At 53.3% G+C, this 12,415-nt stretch carries 13 protein-coding genes and 3 tRNA genes; all 16 read right to left on the bottom strand.

The genetic code is table 11. The annotated features are described in order from the left end of the window. Positions 1 to 245: 245 nt before the first annotated feature. The 16 genes from ACYAC5_RS06005 to sucC all read right to left on the bottom strand — a co-directional run bounded on the left by ACYAC5_RS06005 (position 246) and on the right by sucC (position 12,400). Positions 246 to 321, bottom strand: a tRNA-Lys gene (locus ACYAC5_RS06005). Positions 322 to 348: 27 nt separating this feature from the next. After that, a tRNA-Lys gene (locus ACYAC5_RS06000) sits at positions 349 to 424 on the bottom strand. A 53-nt stretch (positions 425 to 477) separates the two neighbouring features. After that, positions 478 to 553 (bottom strand) — tRNA-Lys (locus ACYAC5_RS05995). Positions 554 to 719: 166 nt separating this feature from the next. Then, positions 720 to 1,514 carry a cell division protein CpoB gene (cpoB, locus tag ACYAC5_RS05990; RefSeq protein WP_110865745.1) on the bottom strand — a complete coding sequence of 265 codons (795 nt, stop codon included), beginning with the start codon at positions 1,512 to 1,514 and terminating at the stop codon, positions 720 to 722. A 9-nt stretch (positions 1,515 to 1,523) separates the two neighbouring features. Next, a complete protein-coding gene (gene pal, locus ACYAC5_RS05985; protein WP_101763207.1) occupies positions 1,524 to 2,042 on the bottom strand; it encodes a peptidoglycan-associated lipoprotein Pal in 519 nt (172 codons plus the stop codon). Positions 2,043 to 2,106: 64 nt separating this feature from the next. Continuing rightward, positions 2,107 to 3,402 carry a Tol-Pal system beta propeller repeat protein TolB gene (gene tolB, locus ACYAC5_RS05980; protein WP_101763208.1) on the bottom strand — a complete coding sequence of 432 codons (1,296 nt, stop codon included), beginning with the start codon at positions 3,400 to 3,402 and terminating at the stop codon, positions 2,107 to 2,109. A 116-nt stretch (positions 3,403 to 3,518) separates the two neighbouring features. Next, positions 3,519 to 4,796: a cell envelope integrity protein TolA gene (gene tolA / locus ACYAC5_RS05975; protein WP_462062579.1), complete on the bottom strand. Its 1,278-nt coding sequence runs from the start codon at positions 4,794 to 4,796 to the stop codon at positions 3,519 to 3,521. Positions 4,797 to 4,822: 26 nt separating this feature from the next. Continuing rightward, a complete protein-coding gene (tolR, locus tag ACYAC5_RS05970) occupies positions 4,823 to 5,251 on the bottom strand; it encodes a colicin uptake protein TolR (protein ID WP_008107389.1) in 429 nt (142 codons plus the stop codon). A 13-nt stretch (positions 5,252 to 5,264) separates the two neighbouring features. Further along, positions 5,265 to 5,951 carry a Tol-Pal system protein TolQ gene (gene tolQ, locus ACYAC5_RS05965; RefSeq protein WP_101763210.1) on the bottom strand — a complete coding sequence of 229 codons (687 nt, stop codon included), beginning with the start codon at positions 5,949 to 5,951 and terminating at the stop codon, positions 5,265 to 5,267. Next, on the bottom strand, positions 5,948 to 6,352 hold the full coding sequence (gene ybgC / locus ACYAC5_RS05960) for a tol-pal system-associated acyl-CoA thioesterase (RefSeq protein ID WP_008107385.1): 405 nt from the start codon (positions 6,350 to 6,352) through the stop codon (positions 5,948 to 5,950). The genes tolQ and ybgC overlap by 4 nt, the downstream gene beginning before the upstream one ends. Before the next feature lie 199 nt (positions 6,353 to 6,551). Next, on the bottom strand, positions 6,552 to 6,845 hold the full coding sequence (gene ybgE / locus ACYAC5_RS05955) for a cyd operon protein YbgE (protein ID WP_192414186.1): 294 nt from the start codon (positions 6,843 to 6,845) through the stop codon (positions 6,552 to 6,554). Then, positions 6,845 to 6,958 carry a cytochrome bd-I oxidase subunit CydX gene (cydX, locus tag ACYAC5_RS05950; RefSeq protein WP_007890642.1) on the bottom strand — a complete coding sequence of 38 codons (114 nt, stop codon included), beginning with the start codon at positions 6,956 to 6,958 and terminating at the stop codon, positions 6,845 to 6,847. The genes ybgE and cydX overlap by 1 nt, the downstream gene beginning before the upstream one ends. A 15-nt stretch (positions 6,959 to 6,973) precedes the next feature. Continuing rightward, positions 6,974 to 8,113 carry a cytochrome d ubiquinol oxidase subunit II gene (cydB, locus tag ACYAC5_RS05945; protein WP_192236625.1) on the bottom strand — a complete coding sequence of 380 codons (1,140 nt, stop codon included), beginning with the start codon at positions 8,111 to 8,113 and terminating at the stop codon, positions 6,974 to 6,976. Between the two features lie 11 nt (positions 8,114 to 8,124). Next, positions 8,125 to 9,696 (bottom strand): cytochrome ubiquinol oxidase subunit I, encoded by a 1,572-nt coding sequence (gene cydA / locus ACYAC5_RS05940; protein ID WP_101763213.1) that lies wholly within the window; start codon positions 9,694 to 9,696, stop codon positions 8,125 to 8,127. Between the two features lie 662 nt (positions 9,697 to 10,358). Next, complete coding sequence (gene sucD, locus ACYAC5_RS05935; protein WP_110865742.1) at positions 10,359 to 11,234, bottom strand: succinate--CoA ligase subunit alpha; 876 nt, start codon at positions 11,232 to 11,234, stop codon at positions 10,359 to 10,361. Continuing rightward, positions 11,234 to 12,400 (bottom strand): ADP-forming succinate--CoA ligase subunit beta, encoded by a 1,167-nt coding sequence (gene sucC / locus ACYAC5_RS05930; protein ID WP_007890646.1) that lies wholly within the window; start codon positions 12,398 to 12,400, stop codon positions 11,234 to 11,236. Before sucC ends, sucD begins: the two co-directional genes overlap by 1 nt. Positions 12,401 to 12,415 lie beyond the last annotated feature (15 nt).

The raw sequence follows: 12,415 nt of genomic DNA, 5'->3' as shown, positions 1-12,415 counted from the left end.
GAGCAGGAGGAGCGAAGCGTCCGAGCCATGGACAAAAACGCCGGGAGCGTTTTTGCACAACGCGAAGCGTTGCCCGCTTGCGGGCGAGCCTCATGGATGAGGCGAGGACTTGCGAGGCCGATCCACAGGGATGTGAGGTTTCTTCGCGATCCGCCCCGCCTTATCTGGCCGGTGCACCATCTCAAAGCAAATCCACCTAGCGTAGAAAAGCAAAAAGGCGCCTTTAGGGCGCCTTTCTACATAACTGGTGGGTCGTGCAGGATTCGAACCTGCGACCAATTGATTAAAAGTCAACTGCTCTACCAACTGAGCTAACGACCCGCTGTGGGGCTTACAACCTTTACTTGATGGTGGGTCGTGCAGGATTCGAACCTGCGACCAATTGATTAAAAGTCAACTGCTCTACCAACTGAGCTAACGACCCATCAAGGTTGTGAAGCTTACTGAAGAAATCATCTCACTAACAACGGGTTGAGATGGTGGGTCGTGCAGGATTCGAACCTGCGACCAATTGATTAAAAGTCAACTGCTCTACCAACTGAGCTAACGACCCATCTTCAGTGCTGCCGATACTTGTTAAGATATGTCCCGGCAACGGCGGCATATATTACTGATTTAGCGGGAGGGCGCAACCCTTATTTTCCACTAAATGTCTCAATTGCTTACCTTTCATGCTGTAAGACCAGAAATCACACGAAATCCGGTCTTTTAGGCACAAATTACAACCCGGCAAGGCGTTTTTGCGCCTGCTTGGCAGAATCACTATTTGGGAATTGTTTGATCACTTGCTGGAAGACAGCCTTGGCTTTCGCCGTGTCGTTCTTCTCTTGCATGATCACACCAACCTTAAACAGCGCTTCCGGGGCTTTTGGCGATTTCGCGTAATTTTTTACCACAGTGGCAAAATAATAGGCCGAATCGTCTTTTTTGCCCTTGTTGTAAAACAGCTGACCCAGCCAGTAATTGGCATTCGGCTGATAGGTAGAATCAGGATACTTCTTCACCCAAGCCTGCAGGGCAGTGATCGCCTGATCGTACTGCTTCTTCTCCAGAATCAGCGCAACCGCAGCATTGTAATCCGTGTTGGCATCGCCGGTTTGCGCTGGCGCGGCCGAACTGGCGCTGCTACCGCTATCCGCAGAAGCCGCAGCGCCCGCTGCAGCGGCATCAGCACCACCGCTCGCCTGCGCACCGTTACTGCCGGAGCTAAGGCTGTCGATTTGCTGATAGAGCTGCTTCTGGCGCTCAATCACCTGATTAAGCTGATAGCTGTTTTGCTGGATTTGCCCGCGCAGCGAATCGATATCGCTTTGGTTGTCGCTCATCTGCTGCTGCAATTGCTGCAAAAGCTGAGCCTGGGCATTAGAGATACGTTCAAGAGTGGTGACGCGGTCTTCGACCGAGCCTGAGCCAACGCTACTGATTGACGCCTGGGCATTAGCGGCCCCCAAAGGAGCCGCTAAACCAACCAGTAACGACAGACTCAATAGATGAAGTCTGAAGTTACTCATCATGATATTTTCTTAGTAAACCAGTACGGCACGACGGTTTTTAGCGTAAGCCGCTTCGTCATGACCCAGTACAGCTGGTTTTTCTTTACCGTAAGAAACGATAGACATCTGGTCAGCAGAAACGCCTTTGCCTTGCAGATACATCTTAACGGCGCTTGCACGACGTTCGCCCAAGGCGATGTTGTATTCTGGGGTACCGCGCTCATCCGCATGACCTTCGATGGTCACTTTGTAAGACGGGTTGCCACGCAGGAATGCAGCGTGCTGATCCAGCATCTGAGCGTAGTCAGAAGCCACGTCATATTTGTCCAGACCGAAGTAAACGATGTTGTTCTGCTGCAGCTGCTGCATCTGCAGGCGCGCTTGTTCATCAGAAGACATGTTACCGCCGTTCTGACCAGCACCATAAGCACCGTCGTTAGCGCCCATGCCAGTCTGATCGTTGTTGTTGTTTTTGTGTGAGCTACATGCAGCTACTGCGATAACCGGCAGAGCCAGCATCAAACCCTTCAGCACTTTGTTCAGTTGCATTTCTTTATCCTATTATTTTGTTTGCCATACATTTTAATCCCCCGCCGTGCAGGGGACCTATGCATCACAGATACGGCGACCAGGCAGGGAATTTGACCTGTCCATCAGTTGCCGGAAGACGCGCTTTGAAACGCCCGTCGGTTGAGACCAACTGCAACACGGAACCCATCCCCTGAGTAGAGCTATAGATTACCATTGTGCCGTTTGGCGCCAGACTCGGCGTTTCATCCAGGAACGTGTCCGTTATTGTTTGAACGGCTCCCGTTACCAGATCCTGTTTGGCGACGTGCTGAGCGCCACCGGCGCTGCTGATCATCACCATAGTTTTGCCGTCGGTTGACACATCCGCATCCTGGTTTTGCGCACCTTCCCAGGTAATACGTTGTGGCGCACCGCCGTTGATACCAACTTTATAAATCTGGGGCGCACCGGCCTGATCCGAGGTGTAAGCCAGTGTCTGGCTGTCCGGGAACCACGTTGGTTCAGTGCTGTTGTAGCGACCATCGGTCACCTGACGCGTCTGACCAGAAGCCAGATCCATCACATACAGGTTCAGGCTACCGGTTTTCGACAGCGCGAAGGCCAGTTTAGAACCGTCAGGTGAGAAGGCTGGCGCACCGTTATGACGCGGATAAGAAGCCACCTGACGGATTGCACCGTTAGACAGCGTCTGAACCACCAGCGCAGATTTGCCGCTTTCGAAGGTCACGTAAGCCACTTTGCTGCCATCTGGCGACCAGGCCGGAGACATTAATGGCTGCGGTGAACGGTGAACCACAAACTGGTTGTAGCCATCGTAATCCGACACGCGCAACTCATACGGGAACTGACCGCCATTGGTCTGCACCACATAGGCAATGCGGGTACGGAATGCGCCTTTGATGCCGGTCAGCTTTTCGAACACTTCGTCACTGGCGGTGTGCGCTGCGTAACGCAGCCACTGCTTAGTCACTTTATAAGAGTTCTGCGCCAGCACGGTGCCTGGCGCGCCGCCGGTGTCCACCAGCTGATAGGCAACTTGATAGCTGCCGTCAGCGTTAGGCGTTACCTGACCAACTACGACCGCATCAATACCCAATGCGCTCCATGCGGCAGGTTGAACTTCCTGCGCGCTGGCTGGCTGTTGTGGCAGACGAGAACGATCGAGCGGATTAAATTTACCGCTGTTACGTAAGTCAGCAGAGACGATCCCGCCGATGTCTTCTGGTGCCGCGCCTGGGCCAGCCCACTGGAACGGAACCACACCAATAGGACGTGCGGTGTTAACGCCCTGCGTAATTTCAATACGGACTTCTGCATGAAGCATTGCTGCCCACAGCAGTACAAAAAAACCTAAGGTTACACGAAGTGCCTGCTTCATTTTTTCTCCCTTACCTGAACCAGAGGTTCATGATAATTCGCACAGTTCCTGAAAAACACGAGTACTCATAGAGTATGGCAAGCTAACCTTAGTTCAACCTGCCGTACGTTACTGCATTATTCTGGTTTGAAACGCATCGGTGCGTTTTTAAACACTTCATACACCGCCTGCGAAGGCGGCTTCGGAATCCGCGCCTGCTTCGCGGCAGCAATTGCCGCCTGACACAAGGCGGGGTCGCCACCTTCCGATTTAACGTCAATCAGCAAACCATCCGGTGCCAGTTTAATACGCAGGTTACACTCTTTACCTTTGTACAAATCTGCATCGTAGAAACGGCTCTGAATCGCCCCGACCACTTGCCCCAGATAATTATTGATTTCTGCGCCTGATGCGCCCGCTTTTTTCTGATTGCCCTGCCCTGCAGCGCCACCCGATGCGGTGCCGCTTTTCGGTGCATTCTTACCAGAAGACAAACCACCTAACAGGTCATCAACCGCATTTTCATTCTTCGCAGCTTCCGCAGCGGCTTTTTTGGCATCCGCAGCCGCTTTCGCTTTTGCATCCGCTTTGGCCTTAGCAGCCGCATCGGCCTTGGCTTTCGCCTCGGCAGCAGCCTTCTCTTTCGCTTCTGTTGCGGCTTTTTCTTTTGCCTCAGCAGCCGCTTGCTCTTTAGCCTCTTGGGCTTCCTGAGCCGCTTTCGCCTTGGCATCGGCAGCAGCCTGCGCTTTGGCTTCAGCATCCGCTTTGGCTTTCGATTCTGCGGCCGCTTTTGCCTGCTGCGCCGCTTTCTCTTTCGCTGCTTCAGCGGCAGCGGCTTTCGCCTGCTCTTCTGCTTTCTTCTTCGCGTCAGCTGCGGCTTGCTTGGCTTCTTCTAGCACTTTGGCTTTGGCGTCAGCCGCTGCTTTTGCCTGCGCATCGGCTTGCGCTTTGGCATCAGCCTTGGCTTTCGCTGCGGCGGCTTCGGCAGTTTTCTGCTGTTCCTGGGCTTGCTTAGCGGCGGCTTCAGCGGCTTTCTGCTGCTCGGCCTGCTGCTTCGCCTGCTCTTTGGCTTCCTGCTGGGCCTGCAAGCGCTCTTTTTCCATCTCTTTCAGGCGCTGCTGCTCAGCAGCTTGTTTCTGCTGTAACTCTTCGGCCTGCTGCTGCGACTGCTTCTGACGCTGCTGCTCGGCGCGCTGACTGTCTCGTTGCTGATTCTGCTGGCGGTTATACTGCTCAACCACGGCGCCGGAATCGACCATCACTGCGTCAATATCACTGCCACCGCCACCGCCGCTGGATTCGATTTTTTCGTTAAACGAGCTCCAAATCAGTAGGGCGATCAGCACGATGTGCAGAATCACCGAAACGATTATCGCGCGCTTTAACTTGTCGTTCTGCTCGGTTGCCTTCGACACACTCGGTTCCCAAAAAACGGTTCGCTTTAAATCGGCTGCGTCATCAAACCGACAGATTTCACGCCTGCCTGATGTAACAGGTTCAGCGCCTTGATGATTTCGTCGTAAGGGACGTCTTTCGCACCGCCGATCAGGAAGACCGTTTTCGGATTGGCTTCAATCCGGCGCTGCGCTTCGCTCACCACCTGCTCCGGCGGTAACTGCGTCATACGATCGTGATCCACCACCAGGCTGTACTGGCCAACACCAGACACTTCAACAATCACCGGTGGATTATCATCAGTTGAGACGGTTTTTGAATCTGTCGCATCCGGCAGATCCACTTCCACGCTCTGGGTAATAATCGGCGCGGTTGCCATAAAGATGAGCAGCAACACCAACAGCACGTCCAGCAGTGGAACAATGTTGATTTCCGACTTAAGGTCGCGTTTACCGCGACCACGGGTTCTGGCCATCGTAAACCTCGACTTACTTCGTGTTGTCGGTGGAGAAAGCCTGACGATGCAGGATAGCCGTGAACTCTTCCATGAAGTTATCGTAGCCCTGTTCCAGCTTGTTAACGCGCTGGTTCAGACGGTTGTACGCCATAACGGCAGGAATGGCCGCAAACAGACCGATTGCGGTCGCGATCAACGCTTCGGCAATACCCGGTGCAACCATCTGCAGCGTGGCCTGTTTTACCGCACCGAGGGCGATAAAGGCGTGCATGATCCCCCACACCGTACCAAACAGACCGATATACGGACTGATGGAGCCAACGGTGCCAAGGAAAGGAATGTGAGTTTCCAGCGTTTCCAGTTCACGATTGAAGGAGATACGCATCGCACGGCTCGCGCCCTCAACAACCGCTTCAGGCGCATGGTTGTTAGCACGATGCAAACGCGCAAACTCTTTGAAACCCGAATAGAAAATTTGCTCAGATCCGCTCAGTTCATCGCGGCGTCCCTGGCTTTCCTGATACAGGCGTGACAGCTCGATACCCGACCAGAACTTATCTTCAAACGCTTCGGCTTCGCGCCCCGCCGCATTCAAAATGCGCGTACGCTGAATAATGATCGCCCATGAGGCAATAGAAAAGCCGATCAAAATCAACATGATAAGTTTGACCAGAAGGCTCGCCTTCAGGAACAAATCAAGAACATTCATGTCAGTCACTGCTTGAACTCCGCGACAATAGACTTGGGAAGCGCAATTGGCTTCATTAGATGTGGGTTGATGCAGGCAATCAGGACTTCTGCTTCATTTAGCACTTTGCCTTCTGCATTCACGATACGCTGCGAGAACGTCATCGTTGCACGCGTCATTGAGGTCACTTCTGTTTGAATTTCCAAAAGATCGTCCAGACGTGCAGCCGCAACAAAATCGATCGTCATGCGTCGTACCACAAAAGCCACCTGCTCTTCCAACAGGACCTGCTGATTGAAATGGTGCTGGCGCAACATTTCGGTACGTGCTCGTTCATAGAAAGCAAGATAACTGGCGTGGTAAACCACACCACCGGCATCGGTGTCTTCGTAATAGACACGAACCGGCCAGCGAAACAGCGTTGTACTCACTCTACATCCCGGTCTCATTTTAAACGTTGCTACTATACGCAAGAGAGATCGGCTTGGGAATGGTCCGCTGACGCCGCGAGAAAATAATTATCACAGGTTAACAACTGGAAGGATTTATAGGATGTTTCTTGACCGGACGCTGACAAAACCTCACGTCAGCGTCTGAAATTGCGGCGTTTTTTAAGTCCAGAGCCTGGACTTAATAGTAGAACCAGAAAATTCCTGCTACTAAAACTATCATCGCGGGCAACGGCGAGAAGAGCGCTTGCCAGCGCAGGCGCTGAGGGCGAAATCCAGTGCCGTGAATCACGCCGGTACAAACGGCCCAAATCAGCAGCATTCCATGCCATATCGCTAAATCACTGGTACGCGCGGCAAAGCGTGAAGGCTGCCAAATGACACAGCCCGCCAGCCACAGCGCGAGGATTAGCGAAAGGGCCCGAAGCGGGCCCTTGTCCATCAGACGATAAAGCGTCTGAATCAGTGCGCGCATCAGACTTGCTCGTCCTTCGCGCTGCTCTCTTCAACGTGCTCCAGCGCCAGCGCCGTAATCACACCGAACGCACAGGCCAGCAAGGTGCCAAGAATCCAGGCAAAATACCACATGCTCAATCTCCTTAATCAGTACAGGGAGTGCGTATTGCTCTCAATGTGTTCTTTGGTGATACGGCCAAACATCTTGTAATAACACCACGCGGTGTACGCCAGGATAATCGGTACAAAGATGATGGCGGCAATGGTCATCACTTTCAGCGTCAGCAGGCTAGACGTGGCATCCCACATGGTCAGGCTGATGCCCGGCACGGTGCTGGATGGCATGATGAAGGGGAACATCGCAATCCCGGCCGTCATGATCACGCAAGCTAAGGTCAATGAAGACGAGATAAACGCCAGAGCGCCCTTCTCGATACGCGAGCAGAGAACGGTCAGCAGCGGCAACACCACGCCCAACAGCGGGAACAGCCACAGCACTGGCATCTGCTCGAAGTTCACCATCCACGCACCGGCTTCACGCACCACATCTTTACCCAACGGGTTGGATGCCGCGTGATGATCGATAACGCTTTTCAGCACATAACCGTCAATGCCGTATTTCACCCACACGCCCGCGAGAATGAAGCACACCATCATTACCAGCGCCGAGATTTGCGCGGTGCTGCGGCTGCGGACGTGCAGTTCACCAGCAGTCCGCATCTGCAGATAGGTTGCGCCCTGCGTCAGGATCATCGCCACACTCACCACACCCGCCAGCAAGCCAAAAGGATTCAGCAGTTGGAAGAAATTGCCGGTATAGAAGAGACGCAGATATTCGTCAGCGTGGAACGGCACCCCTTGCAGCAGGTTGCCGAACGCCACACCAATCACCAGCGGCGGAACAAAGCTGCCGATGAAAATGCCCCAATCCCACATGCCGCGCCAGCGCATATCTTCAATCTTTGAACGGTAATCAAATCCAACCGGACGGAAGAACAGTGAAGCCAGCACCAGAATCATCGCCACGTAGAATCCTGAGAACGCCGCGGCATATACCATTGGCCAGGCGGCAAACAGCGCGCCACCGGCGGTGATCAGCCAAACCTGGTTTCCGTCCCAGTGCGGCGCAATGGTATTAATCATGATGCGACGTTCGGTATCAGTACGACCCAGAATGCGCGTCAGCATACCAACGCCCATATCAAAGCCATCGGTGACCGCGAAACCGATCAGCAACACGCCAATCAGCAGCCACCAGACAAAGCGCAATACTTCGTAATCAAACATGGTCGCTCTCCTTATCCACGCGCTGGCTGAGATGATGTCTTCAGCGTTTCATGATGATAGCGGCCGGTTTTCAGGCTGCTTGGACCGAGGCGCGCGAACTTGAACATCAGGTACATTTCCGCCACGAGGAACAAGGTGTAGAGACCGCAAATCAGCGTCATTGAGAACAGCAGATCGCCAACGGTCAATGAGGAGTTAGCGACCGCGGTTGGCAGCACCTCACCAATTGCCCACGGCTGGCGACCATACTCGGCAACGAACCAACCCGCTTCAATCGCAATCCACGGTAACGGAATGCCGTACAACGCGGCTTTCAGTAACCAGCGAGACTTACCGATACGGTTACGAATCACGCTCCAGAAGGAGAGCGCAATAATGCCCAGCATCAGCACACCGCCCAGCACCATGATGCGGAAGGCGAAGTACAGTGGCGCAACGCGTGGGATCGAATCCTGTGTCGCTTTCTGAATCTGCTCTTCGCTGGCGTTAGCCACATCCGGCGTATAGCGCTTCAGCAGCAGGCCATAACCGAGATCCTGTTTGCTGGCTTCAAACTGGCTGCGCACCTCAGGATCTTTACTGCCACCACGCAGTTCGTTCAGCAGCGCGTAGGCTTTCATGCCGTTACGAATACGCACTTCATGTTGTGCCAGCAGTTCTTTCAAACCGGTGACCGGCGTATCCACTGAACGCGTGGCGATCAGGCCGAGCAGATACGGAATCTGAATCGCATATTTGTTCTCCTGCGTCTCCTGATCCGGAATACCAAACAGCGTAAATGCAGCCGGAGCCGGTTGGGTTTCCCATTCCGCTTCAATTGCCGCCAGTTTGGTTTTCTGCACGTCACCGATTTCATAACCGGATTCGTCACCCAGTACGATCACTGACAGAATCGCCGCCATACCGAAACTGGCTGCGATGGCGAAAGAGCGTTTAGCGAAAGCAATGTCGCGCCCTTTCAGCAGATACCATGCGCTGATACCAAGGATGAACATCGCGCCCGTGGTGTAACCGGCGGCCACGGTATGGACAAACTTCACCTGCGCAACCGGGTTCAGCACCAGCTCGGAGAAACTCAACATCTCCATACGCATGGTTTCGAAATTGAATTCCGATGCAATGGGGTTTTGCATCCAGCCGTTCGCCACCAGAATCCACAGCGCGGACATGTTCGAACCGAGCGCCACCAGCCAGGTCACCGCAAGGTGTTGCACCTTACCGAGGCGATCCCAGCCGAAGAAGAACAGGCCAACAAAGGTGGATTCGAGGAAGAACGCCATTAAACCTTCGATGGCGAGCGGCGCACCGAAGATATCGCCGACATAGTGTGAATAATATGACCAGTTGGTACCGAACTGGAATTCCATGGTCAGGCCGGTAGCCACGCCGAGTGCAAAGTTAATACCAAACAACTTGCCCCAGAACTTGGTCATATCTTTATAAATTTGTTTCCCCGTCAGGACATATACCGTTTCCATGATCGCCAATAAAAACGCCATACCCAGCGTTAATGGCACGAACAGGAAATGGTACATCGCCGTCAGGGCAAACTGTAAACGCGACAGCTCGACAATATCTAACATGATGACTCCTTGCTCCTCGCATGAACTTACCCTGCGGATGACAACGGCAAACAACAGACATTGACGCGCAGAACAAGATTCAGGAACGACTGATTATTGATTCCAGTTTTGTTACTGATAGAACAGAGAAAGCTGTTGCCCGAAGAGAGCGAGTAACAGTGATAAAATTCCCTTAAAAACCGATCTTTTCAGTCAATTTAAAGCAGGAGTAACACGAGGAGGCGGCAGAATTGATATAACAACGCCTGGCACAAACTCCTGATAAATTATGACGAAGACTGAATTGATGCAGCGCAATTTATACCGGTTAGTCGGCCTTTTGCTAGCGGTAAAGTTTCCTATAAGTCGCCAATTATTGATCTAGATTAAGACAATAAATTTCCAGATATGTAGTGTTACAGTGGTTGTTAATTAGATGTCACAACATCATCATATTATTAAGAATATAATTACCTTTTCCGCAATTATTTAACCTCATTTTGGAAAGCCGCACGCCAATTGCTTGACAAAAATCCAGCGCCTTTTCCCTTCTTTACCTTGATGACAGAGTAAGCATAGCCGCAATTTTTTGAAGCCGTTGCGCTTTTTCCCTCTCTTTCAGGCGGGTTATTACCAAAAAAAAGCCACCCGAAGGTGGCTTTTCATTGTCAGTCTGTATTGGCTTATTTGAGTGGTAAAACCGCTTTAACCGCGTCACCAATGTCTGCCAGGCTGCGTACGGTTTTCACACCGGCCGCTTCCAGCGCAGCAAATTTCTCATCAGCGGTACCTTTACCACCGGCAATGATGGCGCCTGCGTGGCCCATACGTTTGCCTTTCGGTGCAGTCACACCGGCGATGTAGCCGACAACCGGCTTGGTCACGTGTGCTTTGATGTAAGCTGCTGCTTCTTCTTCCGCGCTACCACCGATCTCACCGATCATCACGATCGCTTCGGTCTGTGGATCTTCCTGGAATAATTTCAGGATATCGATGAAGTTAGAGCCAGGGATCGGGTCACCACCGATACCTACGCAGGTTGACTGGCCGTAGCCGATGTCAGTGGTCTGCTTAACGGCTTCATAAGTCAGCGTACCTGAACGCGATACGATACCGACGCGGCCTGGCTGGTGAATGTGGCCTGGCATGATACCGATCTTACATTCGCCTGGCGTGATCACGCCTGGGCAGTTCGGGCCGATCATGCGCACGCCAGCTTCATCCAGCTTCACTTTCACGGTCAGCATATCCAGCGTTGGGATACCTTCGGTGATGGTGATGATCAGTTTAATGCCCGCATCGATCGCTTCCAGGATACCGTCTTTGCAGAACGGCGCTGGAACGTAGATCACGGTGGCGGTTGCGCCGGTGGCTTCTACTGCTTCACGTACGGTGTTGAACACCGGCAGGCCGAGATGCGTGGTGCCGCCTTTGCCTGGCGTTACACCGCCAACCAGCTGCGTACCGTAAGCCAGCGCCTGCTCAGAGTGGAACGTCCCTTGACCACCGGTGAACCCCTGGCAAATGACTTTGGTGTTTTTGTCGATCAAAATGGACATTATTTACCCTCCGCTGCAGCTACAACACGCTGTGCAGCGTCTGTCAGGCTGGTTGCTGCAATGATGTTCAGACCGCTGTCCGCCAATTTCTTAGCGCCCAGCTCGGCGTTGTTACCTTCCAGACGTACCACAACCGGCACGTTGACACCCACTTCTGCCACGGCACCGATGATGCCGTCTGCGATCAGATCGCAACGCACAATGCCGCCGAAGATGTTAACGAACACAGCTTTCACCGCATCGTCAGACAGGATGATTTTGAAGGCTTCGGTGACGCGCTCTTTGGTTGCGCCGCCGCCAACGTCCAGGAAGTTTGCTGGCTCACCACCGTGGTGTTTCACGATGTCCATGGTGCCCATAGCCAGACCGGCGCCGTTCACCATACAGCCGATGTTGCCATCCAGCGCAACGTAGTTCAGTTCCCACTGCGTTGCGTGGGCTTCACGTGGATCTTCCTGGCTCGGATCGCGCATTTCACGCAGTTCCGGCTGACGGAACAGTGCGTTACCGTCCGCGCCCAGTTTGCCGTCGAGGCAGATCAGATCGCCCTGCTTGGTGATCACCAGCGGGTTGATCTCAACCATCGCCAGATCGCGCTCAAGGAACATGGTCGCCAGGCCCATGAAGATTTTGGTGAACTGGCTAACTTGCTTGCCGGTCAGGCCGAGTTTGAACGCCAACTCGCGGCCCTGATACGGCTGTGGACCCGCTAATGGATCGAGCGCCATCTTGTGGATCAAGTGTGGCGTTTCTTCTGCCACTTTCTCAATCTCAACGCCGCCTTCTGTCGAAGCCATGAAGATGACACGACGGGTAGCACGGTCAACAACCGCACCCAGATACAGCTCCTGATCGATATCCGTCGCGGCTTCAACCAGAATCTGGTTTACCGGCTGACCGTGCGCATCAGTTTGATAGGTCACCAGACGTTTGCCCAGCCAGTGTTCAGCAAAAGCACGAATGTCTTCTTTGCTGTTCACCACTTTCACGCCGCCCGCTTTACCGCGGCCACCGGCATGAACCTGACATTTCACTACCCACGGACCTGCGCCAATTTTAGACGCGGCTTCTTCAGCTTCACGTGGCGTGGTGCAGGCGTAGCCTGTCGGTGCTGGCATGCCATAGCGTGCAAACAGCTGCTTCGCCTGGTATTCATGTAAATTCATGATGTTCTATCCATT

The sequence above is a fragment of the Pantoea sp. y20 genome (assembly GCF_054903455.1).
This window is presented reverse-complemented; position numbering and strand designations above follow the sequence as displayed.